Raw genomic sequence first — 22,124 nt, 5'->3', positions numbered from 1 at the left:
GCTACCGCGACCGGCGGGCGCCCCGACACACCCCCGCGGGCCCCGCGCGGGGCCGTTCCCGCTTTTCGGGCCGCCCGTCGGCGTGACGGCCCGCCCGGAAGGCCCGTCCGGTGGCAGCATGGGCGCATGTCCCACGACCTGCCCGGCTGGGTGGCCGAACTGACCGACCCGCGCCGGGCGCAGACACTGGACGAGCTGGCCGACCGGCTCGTCCCCCTCGCCGAGCACGCCATCGACGTGTCCCGCAGGCTCCAGGCCCAGCTGAACGAGCTGAACGACCCGTTCAAGCGCGAGGCGCTCTACGGCCGCGTCGAACGGCTGAAGGCGCGCGCCGGCGAGGCCCTCGACGAGGTCACCGGCGAGATCGCCAGATCGGGGGAGCGGCGCATCGAACGCCTCTGGGCGGAGCGGGCCGGACGGGCCCGCCCCGCCGGCGGCGACGCGGAACGCGCGGCGCACGCCGCCCGCGAGCGCGACCTGCGCCGCCTCCTCGACCGCGACGTCGTCGCGGCCCTGTCGGAACGGCAGCGGGAGGCCGCCGAGCGGGTCGCCGAGCGGACGTCCGGGGCGCTGGAGCAGGCGACGCGGACGCTGCTCACCCGCGTGGAGGAGCTGGCGAAGGCCGTCACCGCCCTCGTCCACGACGTGCTGCCCCTCGCCCGCGAGGGCCTCGACCTCGCCGGGCGGATCTCCGCCCTGTCCGGTTCCGCCCGCCGCGCCGGCCGCGGCCCGGTCCCCGCCGACCTGGCCGGCTCCGCCGCCGAGGCGGCGCGCGCGTTCGACGAGGCCGTCGCCCGCCTCGAACTCGAGTGGGCCGCGCTCGGCGCCCGCTCCGCGACCGTCCGGGCGGCGCTGCGCGGCGCCGAGGAGGCCGCGTTCAGCCACGTCACCGAGGAGATGACCCGCTGCGTCCAGGACCTCGCCCCCGAGCACGCCGAGGCGCTGAACGAGGCCGAGGAACGCGCCCGCGCCCTCTTCGAGGGCTCCGCGAGGAGCGAGCGGCCCTGACGGGGGTCACTCGGCGCGGAGCGTCCGCAGGAACGTCTCGTAGTGGGGGAGCGACGCGTCCCACTGCCCCAGGTCCGCGGTCAGGATCGCGCTGTGGACCGTGTCGCCGAACCGGAACAGCCGCATCAGCATGCGCGCCTCGACGCCGCCCGCGGTGAAGGTGAACTGGAGTTCGGCCGCGTCGTCGCCCATGTAGTCGAACTCGGTGAACCGCTCCTCCCGGTACCCCGGATAGGTCACCGGGTCGCTCGCGAACGACTCCGCGGCGTTCCTGAGGGCGGCGGCGACGTCGGTGGGCGCCAGGGGGTCCTCGGCGGCGCCGATCTTCGTGAGCGAGATGCTCCGGATCTCCGCGGGATCGGAGAACGACACCTCCTCGCCGTCGCGCTCGGTCTCCCACCCGGCCGGCACGCTCGCCGCGAAGCCGTCCCCGCGGTGCTCCCGGTATTCGGCCGGGTTCGACGGCGCCGCCGCGCCCGGGGTCTCGGACGTCGCCCCGGCGATCGGCGCCCCGGGGTCGGCGTCGTCGTCCAGGCCGAGCAGGACCGCGACCGCGACGGCGGCGACGACCAGCACCACCGCGACGACCGCGGCCGGGACGATGACCGTCCACCGCGGGCCCGTGCGCGGCGGCGGCCCGCCCGGATGCGTGCCGGGCCCCCAGCCGGGCTCGCCCGCCAGGGTCGGCCCGGCCGGCGGCAGAGCGGGCGGGAACGGCGGCGGCGTGCCCGGCGCCGCCCACGCCGCGGCGCCGGGCGCCGCGGCCCGCCGCAGCAGCCGCTCGGCCTCGTCGTGGCCGACGCGCTGCTCCGGGGCCCGGCGCAGGAGGCCGTGCAGGACGGGCGCGAGCGGGCCCGCGAGCCGCGTCGCCGCCGGCTCCGGGGCCGCCGCGGCCGCCCGCGGGTACGGCGGGTGCCCCTCGACCGCCGCGAACAGCGTCGCGCCGAGCTCCCACAGGTCGGACGCCGCGGTGGCCGGATGCCCGGCGGCCCGCTCGGGCGCCGGGCAGGCGAGCGCGCCGGGCGGCGCGGCGCGCTCGTCCGCCGCGTCCGGGGCGGTGCCGAGGGCGGCGAGGACGGGGCGCCCGGCCTCGATCAGGACGGTGCCCGGTTCGACGTCGCGGTGCACGAGGCCCGCGGCGTGCGCGGCGCGGAGGGCGCCGAGGAGGTCGAGGCCGAGCGCCGCGGCCCGCTCGGGCGGCAGCGGCCCGTCCCGCTCGATGAGCGCGGCGAGCGACGCGGCCCGGACGAGCCGCGCCGCGACCCACGGGCGGCCGCCCTCCTCGACGACGTCGTGCACGGTGACGAGACCGGGATGGTCGAGCCGGGCCGCCGCCCCCGCCTCCCTGGCGACGCGGGCGTGCGCCGCCCGGATCCGGTCGGGGCCGAGCCGCTCCGGGAGGGAGACCTCCTGGACCGCGACCTCCCGGTCGAGGACGAGGTCGCGGGCGCGCCAGACGGGGCCGGTCCCGTTCCGGCCGAGCGGCTCCACCAGCTCGTACCGTCCGGCGACGACGTGGGTCATATCAATGACGGTAAGCGGATTTTCCCGCCGCGGACTGGCCGGTCATGGCCTGCCCGAGGAACCACCGAGACCGGAACCGGCCGCCCGAGATGTGGCGAACTACCTTGTCAGGACGTCGCGCGGAGCGTCTTCAGGAACGTCGTGTAATACGGGACGCTCTGGTCCCAGCCTTCCGCGCGGCTCACCAGAATGGCCTGGTAGACGGCGTCGTCGAAACGGAACACGCGCACGCGGCAGCGCCCGGCGGTGCCGTTCTGCGTGAACGTGAACTCCAGATCCGCCGCGTCGTCCCCCTGGTAGGAGAGGCCCCTCTTGAAGTCCACCTGCCGGTAGTCCTGGTACGACGGATCGTTCTCGAACTCCTTCGCCGCGCTGGCGAGGGCGCCGCCCAGGTCGGCGGCGTTCTCGGCGATCCGCTGGATGACGATGCCGCGCTTGCTGTCCGCGGCCGGATCGGTGAACGTCACGTCGTCGCCGGACTGCTCCGCCTTCCAGCCCTTGGGCACCGCCGCCGCGAACCCCGCCCCCTGGTACGGCTCGTATCCGGCGGGGACGCCGGCGCCCGCGGACCCGGCGGTTCCGCTCCCCGGCGTGCCCGCGCCCGCCGAACCCGACGAACCCGCCTGCCCCGACGGCTCGCGGTTCCCGTCGCGCTCCGACAGGAAGACGGCGGCCGAAAGCACTCCGGCGGCCAGCAGGACCGCGAGCACCCCGATCGGCAGGATCAGCGCCCACCGCATGCCGCGCCGCTCCCCGCCCGTCCGTTCGCCGGCGGAAGGGACGGTGCCGGGAGGCGCGGAACCGGGAGGCACGGCGCCGGGAGGCGCGGAACCGGGAGGTGCGGTGCCGGGCCGCCGCGGCGGATCGGGCTCCTCCGACAGCAGCGCGCTCATCACGCCCCACACGTCCGGACGCTGGTACGGGGACCGGCCCTCGACGGCCGCGTAGAGCGTCGCGCCCAGCGACCACAGGTCCGAGGCCGGGGACGCCTTCTGCCGGCGGGCCTGCTCGGGCGCGAGGTAGGCCGGGGAACCGATGATCGCCCCCGTCTGCGTGATCGTCTCGTCGCCCGCCACCGTCGCGATGCCGAAGTCGGTCAGCACCGCCCGGTTCGGCGGCAGCAGCACGTTGCCCGGCTTCACGTCGCGGTGCACGACCCCCGCCGCGTGCGCCGTCCGCAGCGCGTCGAGGAGGTCGAGGCCGAGCGCCGCGACCCGCTCCGGCGGCAGCGGACCCTCGCCCTTCACGATCGCGTCGAGCGACTTCGCCCGGACGAGCTGCATGACGATCCAGGGGCGGCCGTCCTCCTCCACGACGTCGTACACGGTGACGATCCCGGGATGGTCGAGCCGCGCCGCCGACCTGGCCTCCCGGAACGTCCGCGTGTACATCCGGCCGGTCTGCTCGTCGTCCAGGCCCGCGGGCGGCGTGACCTCCTTGATGGCGACCTCGCGGTCCAGCACGCGGTCGCGGGCCCGCCACACCGCGCCCATCCCGCCGCGGCCGAGCAGCTCCACCGGCTCGTACCGGTCGGCGATCACTTGGCGCATGGGGAGGACGATACCGACGTCCCGCCCCGGACCGGACGGCTATTCCGCTTCGCCCTCGCGGCTGGCGAGCAGCCGGCGCAGCGAGTCGAGGCGGGCCCGGCCCGCGCGCCCCTCGGCGACCCAGCCGTCCAGCCCGCAGTCGTCCTGGAAGTGGTCGCACTGCGGCGGGCAGCGCTCCGCCGCGCCCTCCGCGAGGTCCTCGAACGCGTGGATCACGTTCGCCGGGTCGACGTGCGCGAGCCCGAAGCTCCGCACGCCCGGGGTGTCGATGATCCAGCCGTCCCCGCCGGGCAGCTCCAGCGCGATCGCCGACGACGACGTGTGCCGGCCCCGCCCGGTGACCGCGTTGACGTTCCCGACCGCGCGTTCGGCGTCCGGGACCAGCGCGTTCACCAGCGTCGACTTCCCGACCCCCGAGTGCCCGACCAGCACGCTCGTCCGTCCGGACAGGTGCCGGCGCAGCGCGCTCAGGTCGCCGTCGTCGGCCCCGGCCAGCCGCGTCGCCACGCACGGGAAGCCCAGCGGGGCGTACTCGGCGATCAGCCCGGACGGGTCGGCGAGGTCGGCCTTGGTCAGGCACAGCAGCGGGTCCATGCCCGCGTCGTAGGCCGCGACGAGCTGCCGGTCGATCATCCGGGGCCGCGGCTCCGGGTCTGCCAGCGCCGTCACGATGACCAGCCGGTCGGCGTTGGCGACGACGATCCGCTCGAACGGGTCGGTGTCGTCGGCGGTGCGGCGCAGCGCCGACGTCCGCGGCTCCACCCGGACGATGCGGGCCAGCGTGTCGGTGTCGCCCGACACGTCACCGACCAGCGCCACCCGGTCGCCCACCACCACGCCCTTGCGCCCGAGCTCGCGGGCGCGCATCGCGGTCACGGCCCGCTCGTCGCCGGTGCCCGGGTCGGCCAGGCAGCGGTAGCGGCCCCGGTCCACCGCGATCACCAGCGCCGGGCTGGCGCCCTCGTGCGCCGGACGGCGGCGGGTGCGCGGCCGCGACCCCCGCCGCCCGGGCCGCACCCGGACGTCGTCCTCGTCGTATTCGCGTCGTCGTGCCAGCGTCCCGCCCTCTCGTCCTCAGGCGGACGCCCGCAGCGACGCCCACAGCCCGGTGAAGTCCGGCATCGTCTTGCCGACCGTGCCCGGATTCTCCACCTCGACGCCGGGGACGGCCAGCCCGAGCACCGCCGCGGCCATCACCATCCGGTGGTCGTCGTAGGTGCGGAACACGCCGCCGTGCAGCGGCCGCGGCCGGATCTCCAGCCCGTCCGGCAGCTCCCGGGCGTCGCCGCCCAGCCGGTTCAGTTCGGCGACCAGCGCCGCCAGCCGGTCGGTCTCGTGCCCCCGCAGGTGCGCGATGCCGGTCAGCCGCGACGGCGACCCGGCCAGCGCCGCCAGCGCCGCCAGGACGGGCGTCAGCTCGCCGACCTCGTGCAGATCGGCCTCCAGCCCCGCGTACTCCCCGGCGCCCGGGCCCCGCACCGTCAGCCCGTCCGGGCCGAGCGACACCTCGGCGCCCATCCGCGCGAGCAGCCCGCGCAGCGCGTCGCCCGGCTGCGTCGTCGCGTCCGGCCAGTCCGGGACGGTGACGCGCCCGCCCGCGACGAGCGCCGCGCCCAGGAACTGCGCCGCGTTGGACAGGTCGGGCTCGATGACCCACTCGCCGCCCTGCAGCGGGCCCGGCGCCACCCGCCACACGTTCTCGCCGGTCTCCACCGTCGCGCCCGCCGCGCGCAGCATCTGGACGGTCATCGCCAGGTGCGGCGCCGACGGGACCGGCGGCCCCTCGTGCCGCACCTCCACGCCCTTGCCGAACCGGGGCGCCGCCAGCAGCAGCCCCGACACCAGCTGCGACGACCCGGACGCGTCGATCGTCACCGCGCCGCCCGCCACCGCGCCCGTCCCGCGGACCGTGAACGGCAGCGCGCCGCGCCCGCCGTCGTCGATGTCCGCGCCGAGCGCCCGCAGCGCCTCGATGATCGGGCCCATCGGCCGCTCCCGGGCGCGCGGGTCGCCGTCGATCGCCACCTCGCCGCGCGCGAGCGCCGCCACCGGCGGCAGGAACCGCATCACCGTGCCCGCGAGGCCCACGTCGGCCCGCGCCGGCCCGGCCAGCTCGCCCGGGAGGACCTGCCAGTCGTCGAAGTCCTCCCCGATGCCGGTCCCCAGCGCGCGCAGCGCGTCCGCCATCAGCTCGGTGTCGCGGCTGTGGAGGGGGCGGTGGATGCACACCGGCTCATCGGCCAGCGCGGCCAGGACCAGCGCCCGGTTGGTCATCGACTTCGACCCGGGCAACGCCACGGTGGCGTCCACGGGCCCGTCGGCGACCGGCGCGAGCCAATGCGGAGAAGAGGAGGACATGCGACGAGTTTATTGCGTCGCCCCCGCAGGCGGGCGGTGGACCGCCCTCCCCGCCGCGGGAGGCCGCCGGCGCCGCGCGCGGCCCGCGCCCGCGGCCGCCCGGCCGGAGGGGGTGGGCGTCAGCGTTTGACGGCGTGGAGGACCTTGCCGGCCTGGGCGGCGGTGCCGGTCCGGACCGTCTGGCCCGCCTTCATCGCCCGCTGCGCCTGCGCGCCGGTTCCGGCCTTGACCGCGCGTCCCGCCTGCTTGCCCTGCTGCACCCGGGCCTGGAGGGGGCCGGTGCCGTTCCTGCCCGCGCCCTTGGCGACGGCCTTGAACGGGCCCATGCCGATGATCCGGGCGCTCTTGCCGCCCTTGCGGGCGCCCTTCCCCATGCCCTTGGTCATGCCCTTCGACATGCCCTTCGACAAGCCCTTCGTCATGCCCTTGGCGCTCTTGCCGGCGCCCTTGGTCGCGCTCTTCGCGCTCTGCACGATGCCCGCGCCCTTGCCGGCGCTCTTCCCGGCGCGGAAGGCGACGCCGGCCTTGGCCGCCCTGCCCGCCTTCGCCGCCTTCGCCGTCTTCGCGGTCTTGGCGGTCTGCTTCGCGGCCTTCTTCCCGCTCTCCGCGCGGGCGATCGCGACCTGGCGGGCCGCCTCGCGGCGCGCGTCCCGCAGCGTCGTCGCGGCCTCGCGGCGCAGCGCCCGCGCCTCCGCGCCGCGCTTGGCCTGCGTCTCCCGGGCGGCGCGCCGCACCTCCGCCAGCCGGGGAGCCCGGCGGGGTTCGGCCGCCACCATCAGCAGCGCGCCGAACAGCCCCGCGTTCTTCAGCAGGTGCGCGCGCTCGTTCGCCCGGGCGTCCGGGTCGTCCTCGGTCCAGTAGCGGTGCTCGGTCGCCAGCGCCGGGACGACCTGCGCGGCGAGCAGCAGCGCCGTCAGCCGGCGGAACCGGCCGGTCAGCAGGAGGGCGCCGGTGCCGACGCTGAGCGCGCCCTGCATCCGCACGAGGGCCTCGGGGTCCTTCGGCAGCCACTCGAGCCGGTCCGTCACCGGCTTGGCGGCCGGTCCGACCCGCTCGGCGCGCTCCCGCGGGTCCCGCATCGCGTCCAGGCCGGTCATGATGAAAGGGGCCGCCACGAACGGGCGGGCCAGAGTCGTGAACGGTCGCATGCAGCGCTACATGCCCAACACGTCGCGCCTCAAGCGCGGCAGGATGGAGCCATGTGCGGTCGATATGCCACCTCCCGGGCCCGCCAGGAACTGCTCGACGAGTTCCGCGCGCAGGTCGACGCCGTCGAAGGCGATCTCGAACCCGACTACAACGTCGCCCCGACGAAGCAGGTCCCGGTGATCCTCGACCGGGCCCCGAAGGACGCGCCCGAGGAGGCCGCGCCCGTCCGGCAGCTCCGGACCGTCCGCTGGGGCCTCGTCCCGTCCTGGGCGAAGGACCCCGCCATCGGCAACCGGATGATCAACGCGCGGGCCGAGACGGTGCACGAGAAGCCGTCCTACCGCCGCGCGTTCGCGAGGCGCCGCTGCCTGCTGCCCGCCGACGGCTACTTCGAGTGGTACGTCCAGCAGAGCGAGGAGGCGGAGAAGAAGAAGCGGCCGCAGAAGCAGCCGTTCTTCATCCGCCCCAAGGACGGCGGGATCATGGCCATGGCCGGCCTGTACGAGCTGTGGAAGACGCCCGAGGACGAGTGGCTCTGGACCTGCACGGTCATCACCACCGACGCGCCCGACGACCTCGGCCGCATCCACGACCGCATGCCGATGGTCGTCGAACCGGACCGCTGGGACGCCTGGCTCGACCCGTCCCTCACCGAACCCGACCGCGTCCGGGGGCTGCTCGTGCCCGCCATGGCCGGGACGATGGACGCCTACCCGGTGTCGAAGGCGGTCAACAACGTCAAGAACAACGGGCCCGACCTCGTCCGGCCGGAGTCCGACGACCCCGCCGGCCCGCCGGACGCCCTGTTCTGACGCCGGTCACGGCCGGACGGCGCTCGCCAGCAGGTGGATCCCGGACTCGTCGCCCGGGGGCGCGTTCAGCTCGGTCCGCACCAGCCGGTCCAGCGCCCGCGGCGAGCGCCCGAGGACGTGCTCGACCGTCGAGGGCGACAGCACCGTCCGCGGCCTGACCCACTCGACCTCCAGGCCCGCGCCGCCGAGCAGCTCGCGGAGCTGCTCGGTGCCGAAGCACCGCGTGATCGTCCCGTCCGGCCACGGCACCAGGACGACCTCCGCGCTCGGCACGTCCGACAGGTGCGCCCAGTAGTTGCGCTCGGCGAGCAGCGCCATGCCGAGCGTGAGCGAGTCGACGCACAGCAGGACGCGGCCGCCCGGGCGCAGCACGCGGGCGATCTCGCCGACCGTCGCCTCGGTCGCCAGATGCCGCGACAGGACGCGGTTCTCCGCGACGACGGCGTCCACGGACGCGTCGTCGAGGAAGTCGAGCGTCCCCGAGTCGCCGAGCACCGGGACGGTCGCCGCCCCGCGCCCGTTCCCGGACGCGGGGGCGCCGCCGTCCGGGGCGGCCCGGTCCAGCAGCGGGTCGCGGACCTCCAGCACCGAGTGCCCCGCGCCGGCCGCGAGCCCGGCGCACCGGCCGTCCCCGCCCGACAGGTCCATGACCCGGGACGGGGCGCGGGGCAGCCACCGCGTCAGCTGGGCATCGGCCACCGCCCAGTAGAAGGTCCAGTAGCGCTCCAGAGAGTCCCCTGCTCCGTCGCCGGAGGGATCGCGCAGACTGGCGATGGTGGGCTCGGGAGGTCCTGCCGGCACCGGTAGCACCGTTTTGCTCCTGTTCTCGCCATATAAGTCACTTCTTCCCCGTCCGGGCCCGGTCATCACCCTCCGTGCAGGACACTCCGCGAAGAGCCCTCCCCCCGGGCCGCGACCGTGATCGGGATCGCGGGAATCGACGGGGACGTCCCGGCGTTGCACCGTCTCATAAGCGTGAGACGAACGAGTACAGCCGAAGGTGGGGGTTCCATGACCACGGCCGTTGCCGATTACCCGCGCGGTGCCGGGGTATCGCCCCTCGGCAAGGCACCGGCACCCAGGGGCGCGCTGAGGTTGCGCGGCCCGATATCGTCTAGCGGGGACGACACGGCCGGTGTCGCCGCAGACGAGGGGGTGGGTCAGGTACCGGGCACCACGGAGACCGTGGAGCAGCGCCAGGAGCGCTTCCAGCGCGATGTGCTCCCGTTCTTGGACCAGCTGTACTCCGCCGCGCTGCGCATGACGCGCAACCCGGCGGACGCCGAGGATCTCGTGCAGGAGACGTTCGCCAAGGCGTTCGCGTCCTTCCACCAGTTCAAGGAGGGCACGAACCTCAAGGCGTGGCTCTACCGCATCCTGACCAATACGTTCATCAACTCCTACCGCAAGAAGCAGCGCCAGCCCCAGCAGTCGGCCACCGAGGAGATCGAGGACTGGCAGCTCGCACGCGCCGAGTCGCACACCTCCAGCGGGCTGAAGTCCGCCGAGGCCGAGGCGCTGGAGCACCTGCCCGACTCCGACGTGAAGCGGGCGCTGCAGGACCTGCCGGAGGAGTTCCGGATCGCCGTCTACCTCGCCGACGTCGAGGGATTCGCCTACAAGGAGATCGCCGAGATCATGGGCACGCCCATCGGCACGGTGATGTCGCGGCTGCACCGGGGCCGGCGCCAGCTGCGCGGCATGCTCGAGGACTACGCTCAGGAGCGCGGCCTCACGCGGGCGAACGGGAGGCGGTCATGAACCGCTCGCCCGTCCGCCGCCGGGAGTGGAGTGACATGCCGAGCACCGCGGGCCGACGCCGCGCGGTGAGCGAGAAGGGTGAGTGAGCCATGAGCTGTGGCGACCACCATGACACCCCTTGCGACGAGGTCCTGGCCCGGGTCTACACGTACCTCGACGGCGAACTGGACCAGGGCGGCTGCGGCGAGGTCCGCCAGCATCTCGACGAGTGCGGGCCCTGCCTGCGCGAGTACGGCCTCGAGGAGGCCGTGAAGAAGCTGGTGAACAAATCCTGCGGCTGCGAACCCGCGCCGGAGGACCTGCGCAGCAAGGTCCTCGGCCGCATCGAGCAGATCTGCGGCGAGATCAAGTGCGCCGACCCCGGCGCCGAACGCGCCGAGACCGAGACCGCCTGACCGGACGTTCCAGGGCGAACCGCCTGGTCGGGCCGTCCGACGGGCCCCTCCGGGCGCCGCGGGTTATCGTTTTCCCGTGCTCGTAATGGTCACCGGCGCGGCCGGCTTCATCGGTTCCCATCTCGTCGACCGGCTCCTCGCCGACGGCCACGAGGTCGTCGGCGTGGACGACCTGTCGTCCGGCGCGAACGTCCGCCCCGACACCGAGTTCTGGGAGCTGGACGTCGCCGACCCGGCGCTCGTCGAGCGGACCGCCGCGCGGCGGCCCGAGGTCGTCTGCCACCTGGCCGCGCAGGTCAGCGTGCGGGCCAGCGTCGCCGAACCGCTGGGCGACGCCCGCACGAACGTGCTCGGCACCGCGAACGTCCTGGAGGCGCTGCGGGCGGCGGGCGGCCGCAAGATCGTCTTCACGTCCAGCTGCGCCGTGTACGGCGTGCCGGACGCGCTGCCCGTCCCGCCGGACGCCGAACTGCGGCCCGCGTCGCCGTACGCCGCGTCGAAGGTGGCGGGAGAGGTCTACGCGCAGACGTACCGGGCGCTGCACGGCGTCGACTTCACCACGCTCACGCTCGCGAACGTGTACGGGCCCCGGCAGACCCCCGAGGGCGAGGCGGGCGTCGTCTCGATCTTCACGGACGCGCTGCTCGACGGGCGCCCGACGCAGGTGTACGGCGACGGCACGCAGACCCGCGACTACGTGTACGTCCTGGACGTCGTGGACGCGTTCGCCCGCGCGGTGGACGAGCGCGGCGGCGGGCGGCGGCTCAACGTGGGCACCGGGCTGCAGACCACCGACCGCGAGCTGCACACGCTCGTCGCCGCGGCGGCGGGGGCCCCGGACGAGCCCGCGTTCGCGCCGCCCCGGCTCGGCGACCTCCCCGCCATGGCGATCGACCCGGGGCCGACCCGGGGGGCGCTCGGCTGGACGCCGCAGGTGTCGCTGTCCGACGGGCTCGCCGAGACGGTCGCGTGGGCCCGCGAGCGCCGCTGAGCGGCCGTCCGGTGGGGCGGGCCGGTGGGGCGGACCGGTGGGCGGGAATGCCTCGTGTGCGGAAGCGTCCGGGAACCGCCCGTGATGCCGTATGCGGCGCCGAACGCCGCTGAATGACCGGCCCATCCCTTTCCGCCGCTGTTTCTGGTTGTTTAGTTTACTGTTTGCCTTCTGCACGTGCATTGAGGTCGTGCATAAGGTCGGTGCGCATACGTTGCGTGTTTTACGGCCGAAAAATGATCACTTTAGGTGACGGTTGGTTCACACTTTGCTCACGATTCCCTGCATGCCTGTGTGACCTGGGCAGTTCGCGTTAGGCTTGTGCCGAATTCAGCGACGGGAGCACGGTGCGCACCCGGGAATTCGGGGTATGTGCTCGCCCGGAGGTCGGGGTCGTCAGAGTCCCGGCCCGCCGGTCGTGCACCGGCGTTCCGGATTTCCGCGGGGGGAGGCAAGGAGTCATGCTGCATCGCGAGATGCCTGTCCGGACGGCCCGGCACTCGAGCGCCACGGCGTCGTCGCTGATGATGCCCAAGGGCGTGTCCTGGGTCTAGTGCCGGCAGGCACGAGCGATCCCGGCGGCGGCCCGCCCATTCGTCATCCCCGAGGGGGCGGCAATGCGTGGACTACCTCTCGCTGCCTGGGCGTACGTGTGCGGTGTGGTCGTCCTCGCGGCCGGCCTCATCGCGACGTCGTCCTTCGCGGAGCTGGACTGGAAGAAGCTGGCCGTCCTGGCCGTGCTCTTCCTCGTCTGCGACTCCGCACCGGCCCGACTGAACGTCGAACGCGCGCGCGTCTCGATGAGCTTCGCCGCCAGCCTCGCGTCGGTGGTCCTGCTCGGCCCCGCCGGCGCGGCGCTGCTCGGCTGCTGCGCCGTCGTCACCGGCCAGCGGATCTTCGCCCCGGAGAAGCGGCTGTTCAACGGCGCCCAGTTCGCGCTCAGCGGCTTCATCGCCGGAACCGTCTTCGAACTGCTCGGCGGTGACCGCTTCCGCCCCGAGCAGGCCCGCTGGGTCGAGAACGTCATCGGACCGTTCCTCGGCGCGCTCGTCGCGTTCGTCCTGGTGAACATGGCGCTCACCGCCGGGGTGCTGCTGCTCAGCCGCCAGGCCGCCCCCCGCGAGCTGGTCCGCGACAGCGGCCAGCTCGCCGTCGGCTGCCTCGCCTACGGCATGTTCGGCCTGCTCATCGCCGGGCTGTGGCCGCGGGTCGGGCCGCTCGCCGCCGTCCTGGTGCTGCTGCCGCTGTTCATCGCCCGCTGGGCGATGGAGCAGGCGCACGACCAGCACCAGGCGCACGCCGCCACCCTCGCGTCGCTCTGCCAGGCCGTCGAGACGAAGGACTACTACACCCGCGGCCACTCCGAACGCGTCTCCCGCGGCTCCGTGATGATCGCCAAGGAGATCGGGATGCGGCCCGACCGGGTCGAGGCCATCCGCTACGCGGGGATGCTGCACGACGTCGGCAAACTCGGCGTCCCCACCAAGGTCCTGCAGAAGAACGGCTCCCTCACCGCCGAGGAGTTCGCCGCGATCCAGCTCCACCCGATGCGCGGGCTGGAGATCGTCCGCGAGATCGGCTTCCTGGACGAGGCCCTCGCCGGGATCATGCACCACCACGAGAAGATGAACGGGCGCGGCTACCCGATGGGCCTCGCCGGCGACGAGATCCCCGAGTTCGCCCGCGTGATCTCCGTCGCGGACGCCTTCGACTCCATGACCTCCACCCGCTCCTACCGCGCCGCCCGCAGCGTCGACGAGGGCGTCGAGGAACTCCGGCGCGGGATGGGCGACCACTTCGACCCCGTCATGGTCGAGGCGTTCCTGCGCGCCCTCGACCGGGAGGGCTGGGAGCCGCCCGAGCCCATGACGCCGCCCGACGACGACGTCGCCGAGACCACCCGGCAGGACCACGACGACCCGAGCACGCCGCTGCGCGTCGCCGGGGACGAAGTGCGCAAGTGACCGACCCGGCGGGAAAGCAAGCGTGACCAGCACCCAGATCCGCGCCCGGGAACGGGCCGCGTGGCAGTCCATCGACTCCGGCCAGCTCCTGCTCATCGCCACGGCCGGGCTGTTCGTCGTCGTCGCGATCACCCAGGTCGCCGCCGTCGGGCTCGTCCAGCCCGACCTCGCGGTCATCTTCGGCGTCCTCATCGCGCTCGGCGAGCTGTTCCGCATGGTGATGCCCGGCAACCGGGAGATGGCGCCCATCGCCACCGCCGGCGCCATCGGCTACGCGCTGCTCGTCGGCGCCGGCCCCGAGGGCGCCCCGGCGGACGCGCCGCTCGGCGTCGTCCCCGCCGTCCACTCGCCGCTCCAGGTCGTGGCCGTCACCGCCGCCGGCATGCTGATCGGCTCGCTGCCGCACATCGCCGTCGGCCGCACCCCCCGCCCGGACGCGATGGCGCGGCGGCTGTTCACCGTCTCGATCGTCGCGCTGTGCTTCCGCCCGCTCCTGGACCTCGGCCTCGCCTGGTACCTGCTGCTCGCCGCGATGGGCCTGGTCGTCATCGCGTCCTGCTTCACCGACGTGGTGATCGCCGCGCTGATCCGCGCCGAGGCCGTCCGCACCCGGTTCGGCATCGCGCTGCGCGACGAGATCGGCGCGAAGATGGCGCTGTGCGCGGCGACCAGCGCCACCGCCATGCTCATCGCCGTCTCCACCACCGCGATGGGGCAGGCCGCGCTGCTGATCTTCACGGTGCCAATCCTGGTCACCCAGTTCGCGTTCCGCCGGTACGCGGGCGTCCGCGCCACCTACCTGCAGACCGTCCGCGCCCTGTCGCGCGTCACCGAGGTCGGCGGCTACGTCGAGACCGGGCACTCCCGCCGCGTCGCCGCGTTCGCCGTCGCGATGGGCCGCGAACTCGGCATGGCCGAGGCCGAACTCCTCGAACTGGAGTACGCGGCGCTCATGCACGACATCGGGCAGCTGTCCCTCGGCGACCCGATCCCCGGCGGCGCCACCGTCCTCGCGTCCCCCGCCGAGCAGCGCCGCATCGCCGAACTCGGCGCCGAGGTCATCAAGGAGACCGGCGTCCTCGACCGCGTGGCGCACATCGTCCGGCTGTCCTCGCACCCCTACCGGACGGGCCGCCCCGCCGACGACGCGTCCGACGCGGGCGCCGACGACGCCGACCGCCCCGTCGCGCCGCCCCTGGCCAGCCGCATTATCAAGGTCGCCAACGCCTACGACGACCTGGTCGGCGAGTCGCCCGACCGCGACCGCGGCGCGGCCGTCCTGGAACGACTGCGGCTCGACTCCGCCGCCGAGTACGATCCGACGGTCGTCGAGGCGCTCAGCCGCGTCGTGGACCGCCGCACCCGGCCGTGATCGACAAAACTGGGGCCCGGTATTTGTCACCCGCGCGGTCGGACGCGCACCGCCGCGGCCGCTAGTGTCGGCCGGGACGGGCCGCCCGGTCCGCCGTCCCCCGAAGGAGTCCGCAGGTGTTCGAGTCCGTGCTCGTGGCGAACCGGGGAGAGATCGCCAGCCGGATCATCCACACCGCACGCGCGATGGGCCTCAAGGCCATCGCGGTGTACTCGCAGGCCGACGCCGACCTGCCGTTCGTCTCCGAGGCCGACGAGGCGATCCTCATCGGCCCCGCCGACGCCGCCCGCAGCTACCTCAACGCGCCCGCGATCATCGAGGCGGCGCGGCGGACGAACGCCCAGGCCGTCCACCCCGGTTACGGGTTCCTCGCGGAGAACGCCGACTTCGCCCGGCAGGTCGCCGCCCGCGACCTCGTCTGGGTCGGCGCGCCGCCGCTCGCCATCGCCCGGCTCGGCGACAAGATCAACGGCCGGAACCTGGTGAAGGAGGCGGGCGTCCCCGTCGTGCCCGGCGTGTGGGAGCCGGTCCCGGACGCCGACACCGCCGCCGAGGAGGCCGAACGCATCGGCTACCCCGTCATGGTCAAGCCCGCCGCGGGCGGCAACGGCACCGGGATGAGCGCCGCGCACGACGAGGCGGCCCTGCGCCGCGCCTACGAGACCGCCCGCGCCCGCGGCGAACGCATCTTCGGCCGCGCCGACATCCTCCTCGAACGCTTCGTGCCGCACGCCCGGCACGTCGACGTGCAGATCCTCGGCCTGCCCGACGGGACGGTCGTCGCGCTCGGCGACCGCGACTGCTCCGTGCAGCGCCGCCACCAGAAGCTCGTCGAGGAGTCGCCGTCGCCCGGCGTCGGCCCGGAGCTCCGCGAGCGCCTGCTGGCCGCCGCCGTCCGGGCCGGGGAGGCCGTCGGCTACCGCGGCGCGGGCACCGTCGAGTTCCTCGTCGACCCCGCCGCGCAGGAGTGCCACTTCCTGGAGATGAGCGCCCGCCTCCAGGTCGAGCACCCGGTCACCGAGATGGTCACCGGCGTCGACCTCGTCGAGATGCAGTTCCTGATCGCCGCCGGCGAGCCCGTCCCGGACGCCTTCGCGGCGCCCCGCGGCCACGCCATCGAGTTCCGCGTCTACGCCGAGGACCCCGAGCGCTTCCTGCCCGCGCGCGGCCGCATCAAGGTGTGGGAGGAGCCCGTCGGCGACGGCATCCGCATCGACGCCGGGTACGCCGAGGGCAACAAGGTCACCGCCCACTACGACCCGCTGCTGGCGAAGCTGTGCGTGCACGGCGACGACCGCGCGCACGCGCTGAGCCGCGCGCGGGCCGCCGTGGACGCGTTCCGTATCGAGGGGCTCCCGACCAACCTGCCGTTCCACGCGGAGCTGCTCCGCCGCCCCGAGTTCGCGAACGGCTCCTACGACACGGGACTCGTGTCGCGCATGCGCGCCGACGCGCCGGTACGGTAGCCCACCGTGGAGACGTACTGCGACCGCTGCGGCGAGCCCGCCGACCGGGGCGACCACGCGGTCTGCCGCGCCGCCCGGCGGATGGAGCCGCCCCGCTACTGCGTCCGCTGCCGCCGCCGGATGGTCGTGCAGGTCACCCCGCTCGGCTGGACGGCGCGCTGCTCCCGGCACGGCGACCTGTCCGGCGGCGCTCCCGGCGCCGAGCCCGGCGAGGACGACGCCGCGCGCGCCTGACGGGCCGCCCCGTCACCAGGTCATGGCGTAGGTGAGGAGGCGCAGGCCGGGGACGGGCGACCAGTCGCGGTCGGGGGTGCGGGCGAAGCCCATCCGGTCGTAGAGGCGGTGCGCGTCGGCCATGTTCGGCTGCGTCGACAGCCGCAGCCCGCGCAGCCCCGCGGTGCGCGCGCGGTCGACGCAGGCCGTCACCAGCGCGCGTCCCGCGCCCGCGCCGCGCGCCTTCGCCAGGACGGCCAGCATGCGGAACTCGGCCTCGTCCGGCGCGGCCAGCTCGGCGTACGGGCTGGCGGGCGGGCAGTACGCGACGGCGCCCACGACCTCGCCGCCGACCTCGGCGACCAGCAGCTCGGTCTTGGCGGCGCGGTCGGCGGCGTCGGCCAGCGTCGCCGCGTACGACGAGTCCGGCGACACCAGCCCGCTGCCCACGTACACCTCGACGGTCAGTGCGCCGATCAGCTCGTACTCGTCCGGGCGGGCCGTCCGGACGATCGCGGGTTCGGGCACCGATGCACCTCCGGGTCCGGTTCGCGCCCCGCCGGGACGGACGGGGCCGAGCCCAGATTAGCCGCGCGAAAGGACGTTTCGGACATAGTCGTTAGAGGGTTGACGACGCCCGCCCTCCCGAGGTTGATTGGCTGGAGCCGACCCCCCTGGAGGCGTCATGCCGATTCCGCGTTCGATCCTCGGCGAGGACCACCCCGACATGGACCTGGAGGTGATCGCGGGAGCCTGGCCGGACGACGTGCGCGGGCACTTCGTCGTCAGCACCTCCGACCAGCGCAGCCACCCCCTGCACGCGTTCTTCGGCGACGGGATCATGGCGCGGCTCCCGCTGCGGCCCGGCCCGGACGGGCGGTTCCCGTGGCGCGCCCGCGTGCTCGACACCCCGTCCGTCCGGCTGAAGCGGGCGCGTCCCGACCTGTTCGCCGCCGGACCCGTCGGCACGAGCTCGCCGTGGGGATTCGTCAACTGCGCCAACACCGCCCCGCTGCCGTGGGGCGACCGCCTGTTCGCGACGTGGGACGCCGGACGGCCCGTCGAGATCGACCCGGTCACGCTCGCGTTCGTCGCCGAGGTCGGGCACCGCGACGACTGGAAGCCCGCGATGGACCAGGCCGTGCTGCCGCTGATCTCGACGACCGCGCATCCCGTCGTCGACCCCGACCGCGGCTGCATGTGGAACGTCAGCCGCGACGTCCTCACCGGCACCGTCTCGGTGATCCGCTACGACGGGACGGGCGCGCGGGTGCACCGCTGGGACGTCGAGAACGCGACGCTGCCGCAGGCCACGCACACCATCACGCAGACGCGCGACTGGCTCGTCCTCGCCGACACCGCCTTCAAGATCGACGCCGACGAGATCTTCGGCGGGGACCGGACGGTCGCCAACAACCCCGACGGGCCGCTCTTGCTCATCCGCAAGGACGACCTCGCCCCCGGGCGGTCCGCGGTCACCTGCAAGGAGTTCCGGATCGCGCCCGAGGTGAACCACTTCTACGCGCGCTACGACGACTCCGACGGCGTCCAGATCGTCATGGAGAACACCCCGGGCGTGGACATCGGGATGTACCTGCGCGAGGACGACCTCGACGTGCACGGCCGCCCCATCGACCCCGCCCTGCGCGGGATGTACTGCCACGGCATGACCCCGGCGTTCACCACCATCATGCGGTTCGACCCGGAGAGCGGCCGGGTGCGCGAGCTCGCGCGCGCCCGGAACCCGTCCCGCTGGTGGCAGGCCGAGCTGTCCGCCATCGACTGGAGCCTCGAAGGCCAGACCGACCCGACGCGGCACCACCTCGTCTACATCGGCTTCCATCCCGAGGCCATCAACCAGCGGGCCCTCCGCAACTACGAGGGCCGCGTCGACACCGCGCTGTTCCCCGCCGAGGAGACCCCCGCCGTCCTCGTCACCCACGACCGCGGCGACCTCAAGCCCCTCGCCGAGTGGACGTTCGCCCTCGACGACTACCCGACGTCGCCCGCGTTCGTCCCGCGCGGCACCGCCGCGGCGGGCGGCACCCGGTACGCCGGGGCGTCCCCGGGCGGCCACGACGGCTACCTCGTCGTCGCCGTCCACAACGACGACCGGTTCCGCGTCGAGCTGTTCGACGCCGCCGACGTGGGCCGCGGGCCCGTCGCCGTCCTCGCGCCGCCGCCCGGCACGACCGTCCCGTTCCTGATCCACTCCGCGTGGATGCCCGAGGCGCGCCCCGCCCCGGACGTCGAGCGGCTGCCGTTCGCCGCCGACCTGGACGCCCGCCTCGACCAGCTCGACCCCGAGCTGCGGGCCGTCACCCGGGAGGTCGCCGAGGCCCTCGGGGGCTGAGCCGATTACAAACCGCCCCGCCGAATCCTGTGGGATTCGGCGACGGACCGGGCGCCGGGGCCCGCGCTAGTGTGCCGGGCGTGAGCGTGCTCGTGATCACCGGGACCTGTACCGGCGTGGGGAAGACCGTCGTGACGGCCGCGCTGGCCGCCGTCGCCGCCGCGCGCGGCGCGTCGGTCGCGGTCGTCAAACCCGGGCAGACGGGTATCGCACCGGGCGAGCCCGGCGACCTGGACGACGTCCGCCGGCTCGCCGGCATCGAGGACGTGCACGAGTTCGCCCGGTTCCCCGACCCGCTGTCGCCGACCGCCGCCGCCCGGGTCGCCGGGACCCCGCCGGTGCGGCTGCCCGAGGTCGCCGAACGCGTCCGGGCCCTGTCGGACGACCGCCGCCTCGTGCTCGTCGAGGGCGCGGGCGGCCTGCTCGTCCGCTACGACGAGGAGGGCGGCACGATCGCCGACCTGGCCCGCTGGCTGGGCGCGGCGGTCGTCGTCGTCACCCGCCCGGACCTCGGCACCCTCAACCACACGGCGCTGACCCTGGAGGCGATGGCGCACCGCGGCGTGCAGCTCGCGGGCATCGTCATCGGCGCCTGGCCGGACGAGCCGGACCTGGCGCAGCGCAGCAACATCCGCGACCTGGAGACCATCGCCGCCCGCCCCCTCGCGGGCGCGCTGCCCGCCGGCGCGGGCGCCCTCGACGCCCCCGAGTTCCTCGTCGCCGCGCACCGCGGCCTGGCCCCCGCGTTGGGCGGCGCCTTCGACCCTGCTACCTTCCGCGACAGCTACGGCCTCGACAAGGAGAACACGTGAGCGAAGCGAACCAGGAAACACGGCGGCGAAGCTCACGCATGGCCGAGCCGCCAGGCGAGGCCGGCCACCGAGCCCCGGGCGAGGTGGCCGCGTGAGCGACGTCATCGAGACCGCGCGGCGGCAGGTGCTGGAGGAGGGCAAGGGGCTCACGGCCGACCAGGTCCTGGAGTGCCTGACCCTGCCGGACGACCGTGTCGAGGAGTTGCTCGCGCTCGCCCACGAGGTCCGGATGCGCTGGTGCGGCCCCGAGGTCGAGGTCGAGGGCATCGTGTCGCTGAAGACGGGCGGCTGCCCCGAGGACTGCCACTTCTGCTCGCAGTCCGGCCAGTTCGAGTCGCCGGTCCGCTCGGTGTGGCTGAACATCCCCGAGCTGGTCGAGGCCGCGAAGGAGACCGCGAAGACCGGCGCCACCGAGTTCTGCATCGTCGCGGCCGTCCGCGGCCCGGACGAGCGCCTGATGTCGCAGGTGCGCGACGGCATCAAGGCCATCAACGACGCCGTCGAGATCAACATCGCGTGCTCGCTCGGGATGCTCACCCAGGAGCAGGTCGACGAGCTGACCGCGATGGGCGTCCACCGCTACAACCACAACCTGGAGACCGCCCGCTCGCACTTCCCGAACGTCGTCACCACCCACTCGTGGGAGGAGCGCTGGGACACCCTGCGCATGGTGAAGGACGCCGGCATGGAGGTCTGCTGCGGCGGCATCATCGGGATGGGCGAGACCGTCGAGCAGCGCGCCGAGTTCGCCGGCCAGCTCGCCGAGCTGGAGCCCGACGAGGTCCCGCTGAACTTCCTCGCGCCGCGCCCCGGCACCCCGTTCTCCGACCTCCCGCTCGTCGAGGGCCCGGACGCGCTCCGCACCATCGCCGCGTTCCGGCTCGCCCTGCCGCGGACGATCCTGCGCTACGCGGGCGGCCGCGAACTCACCCTCGGCGACCTCGGCACCCGCGAGGGCATGCTCGGCGGCATCAACGCGATCATCGTCGGCAACTACCTCACGACCCTGGGCCGTCCGGCCGAGAAGGACCTCGACCTGCTCACCGACCTCCAGATGCCCATCAAGGCCCTCAACAAGACCCTCTGACGGGCCGAGAACTCACGCGTCCGCGGCGTGCCGCGCGGCACGCCGCTCCGCGATCCGCGCGATCCGCCGCTTGTCCTCGTCGCGGAAGTGCCCCGTCATCGCACGGAACGCGTGTTCGGAGTGTACGTGGAACGTCGCACTCCGTGCAGGGGCGGGAGGGGAGGTCAGTGGCGGCGGAGGCGGGTGATGAACTTGTAGCGGTCGCCGCGGTAGAGGGACTGGGCCCACTCGACCGGCTGGCCCGTCGTGTCGAAGGCGTGCCGGGACAGCAGGAGCATCGGCAGGCCCACGTCGACGCCGAGGAGCTGGGCGTCGTGCGGGGTGGCGAGGACGGTCTCGATCGTCTCCTCGGCCTCGGTGAGGTGGACGTCGTAGGCGGTCGCGAGCGTCTCGTACAGCGAGTGGTGGCGGGGCAGCTCGCGGCGGAGCCCGGGGAAGCGGCGCGCGGGCAGGTGCGAGGTGTCGATCGACATGGGCTCGCCGTCGGCGAGGCGGAGCCGGTGGACGCGCAGGACCCGGCCGCCGGGGCGGATGCCGAGGAGGGTGGCGAGGTGCTCGTCGGCGCTGACGTACCCGGCCTCGAGGATGCGGGTCTCGGGGCGCAGGCCGTGGTGCCGCATGTCGGAGGTGTAGCTGACGAGCTGGAGCTCCTGCGACACCTTCGGCTTGGCGACGAACGTGCCTTTGCCCTGGATGCGCTGCAGGCGGCCCTCGACGACGAGTTCGGCGAGGGCCTGCCGGACGGTCGTGCGGGACGTCTCGTACTTCTCCGCGAGGGCCCGCTCGGGGGGCAGCGGGCTGCCGGGCGGGAGCGACTGGATCAGCTCGACCAGCAGCTCTTTCAGCTTGTAGTACTTCGGGATGCGGGGTGCGTGGCTGGAGTGGTGCCTACCGATGTCGCTCAACGAGGCCCGGTCGAATCCGCCCCCGTGCCGGGGCCCGCCCCTGACCTCCGTCACGGCATCTCCTCACGTTCATCATCGGTTCTCCCCGATGTTATGCGTGCAGACTACGGCCGGTAGAGCGCGCGATCTCCGCCAGGGCGCTCCCGAGGCTTGTGAGGTCGGCCTCGTCCACGGTGGCGCGGGCGGTCAGCCGCAGGCACGCGCGTCCCTTCGGTACCGAGGGCGGGCGGAAGCAGCCGACGCGGACACCGTGGTCAGCGCAGATCTCGGCGCCGCGGAGGGCGGCGTGCGGCTCGCCCAGGTAGACGGGGACGACCGCCGCGGCGGGCGGCGCGGTCTCGAGGCCGGAACCGGCCGCGAGCCCGGTCATCCGGCGGGCGACGGCGCGGGCGCGGGCGGGCAGG

At 74.4% G+C, this 22,124-nt stretch carries 20 protein-coding genes and 1 pseudogene; 12 read left to right on the top strand and 9 right to left on the bottom strand.

Annotated elements, in window-relative coordinates; translation table 11 throughout:
* The first annotated feature begins 126 nt into the window (after window positions 1–126).
* Window positions 127–1,008, top strand: a complete 882-nt coding sequence (locus DMH08_RS22780; protein WP_125617581.1) for a hypothetical protein — start codon at window positions 127–129, stop codon at window positions 1,006–1,008.
* 6 nt (window positions 1,009–1,014) lie between these two features.
* Here DMH08_RS22780 and DMH08_RS22775 read toward each other — a convergent pair whose 3' ends face one another.
* The 5 genes from DMH08_RS22775 to DMH08_RS22755 all read right to left on the bottom strand — a co-directional run bounded on the left by DMH08_RS22775 (window position 1,015) and on the right by DMH08_RS22755 (window position 7,588).
* On the bottom strand, window positions 1,015–2,532 hold the full coding sequence (locus tag DMH08_RS22775) for a serine/threonine-protein kinase (protein ID WP_125617579.1): 1,518 nt from the start codon (window positions 2,530–2,532) through the stop codon (window positions 1,015–1,017).
* 107 nt (window positions 2,533–2,639) lie between these two features.
* Window positions 2,640–4,082, bottom strand: coding sequence for a DUF6480 family protein (locus DMH08_RS22770; RefSeq protein ID WP_125617577.1), 1,443 nt, complete (start codon window positions 4,080–4,082; stop codon window positions 2,640–2,642).
* Between the two features lie 39 nt (window positions 4,083–4,121).
* Entirely contained in the window at window positions 4,122–5,099 is a 978-nt protein-coding gene (gene rsgA, locus DMH08_RS22765; protein WP_233617749.1) for a ribosome small subunit-dependent GTPase A, read from the bottom strand.
* Between the two features lie 57 nt (window positions 5,100–5,156).
* The gene (aroA, locus tag DMH08_RS22760; protein ID WP_125617573.1) at window positions 5,157–6,440 is read right to left on the bottom strand and encodes a 3-phosphoshikimate 1-carboxyvinyltransferase; all 1,284 of its coding nucleotides are present in this window, start codon (window positions 6,438–6,440) and stop codon (window positions 5,157–5,159) included.
* Window positions 6,441–6,559: 119 nt separating this feature from the next.
* On the bottom strand, window positions 6,560–7,588 hold the full coding sequence (locus DMH08_RS22755; protein WP_125617571.1) for a DoxX family protein: 1,029 nt from the start codon (window positions 7,586–7,588) through the stop codon (window positions 6,560–6,562).
* A gap of 51 nt (window positions 7,589–7,639) precedes the next feature.
* Here DMH08_RS22755 and DMH08_RS22750 point away from each other — a divergent pair, with 51 nt between their 5' ends.
* Window positions 7,640–8,401: an SOS response-associated peptidase gene (locus tag DMH08_RS22750; RefSeq protein WP_026401232.1), complete on the top strand. Its 762-nt coding sequence runs from the start codon at window positions 7,640–7,642 to the stop codon at window positions 8,399–8,401.
* Between the two features lie 6 nt (window positions 8,402–8,407).
* Here the strand turns inward: DMH08_RS22750 and DMH08_RS22745 are convergent, their stop codons facing one another.
* On the bottom strand, window positions 8,408–9,202 hold the full coding sequence (locus DMH08_RS22745) for a class I SAM-dependent methyltransferase (protein ID WP_026401231.1): 795 nt from the start codon (window positions 9,200–9,202) through the stop codon (window positions 8,408–8,410).
* Between the two features lie 354 nt (window positions 9,203–9,556).
* Here DMH08_RS22745 and DMH08_RS22740 point away from each other — a divergent pair, with 354 nt between their 5' ends.
* The 7 genes from DMH08_RS22740 to bsaP all read left to right on the top strand — a co-directional run bounded on the left by DMH08_RS22740 (window position 9,557) and on the right by bsaP (window position 16,584).
* Complete coding sequence (locus tag DMH08_RS22740; protein ID WP_199747950.1) at window positions 9,557–10,162, top strand: sigma-70 family RNA polymerase sigma factor; 606 nt, start codon at window positions 9,557–9,559, stop codon at window positions 10,160–10,162.
* An 89-nt stretch (window positions 10,163–10,251) separates the two neighbouring features.
* Window positions 10,252–10,557, top strand: a complete 306-nt coding sequence (gene rsrA / locus DMH08_RS22735) for a mycothiol system anti-sigma-R factor (protein WP_125617565.1) — start codon at window positions 10,252–10,254, stop codon at window positions 10,555–10,557.
* 85 nt (window positions 10,558–10,642) lie between these two features.
* A complete protein-coding gene (locus DMH08_RS22730) occupies window positions 10,643–11,548 on the top strand; it encodes an NAD-dependent epimerase/dehydratase family protein (protein WP_325052942.1) in 906 nt (301 codons plus the stop codon).
* A gap of 617 nt (window positions 11,549–12,165) precedes the next feature.
* Complete coding sequence (locus DMH08_RS22725; RefSeq protein WP_026401227.1) at window positions 12,166–13,512, top strand: HD-GYP domain-containing protein; 1,347 nt, start codon at window positions 12,166–12,168, stop codon at window positions 13,510–13,512.
* Between the two features lie 22 nt (window positions 13,513–13,534).
* Complete coding sequence (locus DMH08_RS22720) at window positions 13,535–14,884, top strand: HD-GYP domain-containing protein (protein ID WP_034516840.1); 1,350 nt, start codon at window positions 13,535–13,537, stop codon at window positions 14,882–14,884.
* Between the two features lie 116 nt (window positions 14,885–15,000).
* On the top strand, window positions 15,001–16,350 hold the full coding sequence (locus tag DMH08_RS22715) for an acetyl-CoA carboxylase biotin carboxylase subunit (RefSeq protein ID WP_125617561.1): 1,350 nt from the start codon (window positions 15,001–15,003) through the stop codon (window positions 16,348–16,350).
* Between the two features lie 6 nt (window positions 16,351–16,356).
* Window positions 16,357–16,584: a biotin synthase auxiliary protein BsaP gene (bsaP, locus tag DMH08_RS22710; RefSeq protein WP_125617559.1), complete on the top strand. Its 228-nt coding sequence runs from the start codon at window positions 16,357–16,359 to the stop codon at window positions 16,582–16,584.
* A 12-nt stretch (window positions 16,585–16,596) separates the two neighbouring features.
* On the opposite strand, the gene DMH08_RS22705 is transcribed toward bsaP, so the two are convergent.
* Window positions 16,597–17,091, bottom strand: coding sequence for a GNAT family N-acetyltransferase (locus tag DMH08_RS22705; RefSeq protein WP_125617557.1), 495 nt, complete (start codon window positions 17,089–17,091; stop codon window positions 16,597–16,599).
* A 157-nt stretch (window positions 17,092–17,248) separates the two neighbouring features.
* Here DMH08_RS22705 and DMH08_RS22700 point away from each other — a divergent pair, with 157 nt between their 5' ends.
* The 3 genes from DMH08_RS22700 (at window position 17,249) to bioB (ending at window position 20,815) form a co-directional block, all read left to right on the top strand.
* Entirely contained in the window at window positions 17,249–18,916 is a 1,668-nt protein-coding gene (locus DMH08_RS22700) for a carotenoid oxygenase family protein (protein WP_026401223.1), read from the top strand.
* A gap of 80 nt (window positions 18,917–18,996) precedes the next feature.
* The gene (gene bioD, locus DMH08_RS22695) at window positions 18,997–19,728 is read left to right on the top strand and encodes a dethiobiotin synthase (protein ID WP_199747949.1); all 732 of its coding nucleotides are present in this window, start codon (window positions 18,997–18,999) and stop codon (window positions 19,726–19,728) included.
* Window positions 19,729–19,819: 91 nt separating this feature from the next.
* Window positions 19,820–20,815, top strand: a complete 996-nt coding sequence (gene bioB / locus DMH08_RS22690) for a biotin synthase BioB (RefSeq protein ID WP_125617555.1) — start codon at window positions 19,820–19,822, stop codon at window positions 20,813–20,815.
* Window positions 20,816–20,979: 164 nt separating this feature from the next.
* On the opposite strand, the gene DMH08_RS22685 is transcribed toward bioB, so the two are convergent.
* Together DMH08_RS22685 and DMH08_RS22680 are read right to left on the bottom strand one after the other, a co-directional pair.
* Window positions 20,980–21,720, bottom strand: coding sequence for a GntR family transcriptional regulator (locus DMH08_RS22685; RefSeq protein ID WP_084549930.1), 741 nt, complete (start codon window positions 21,718–21,720; stop codon window positions 20,980–20,982).
* 91 nt (window positions 21,721–21,811) lie between these two features.
* Window positions 21,812–22,124: pseudogene (locus DMH08_RS22680) on the bottom strand (8-amino-7-oxononanoate synthase); the annotation flags it as partial.

Source organism: Actinomadura sp. WAC 06369 (assembly GCF_003947565.1).
Classification (GTDB): domain Bacteria; phylum Actinomycetota; class Actinomycetes; order Streptosporangiales; family Streptosporangiaceae; genus Spirillospora; species Spirillospora rifamycini.
The sequence above is the reverse complement of the archived record's forward strand: the minus strand, read 5'-3'. Positions and strand labels throughout refer to the sequence as shown.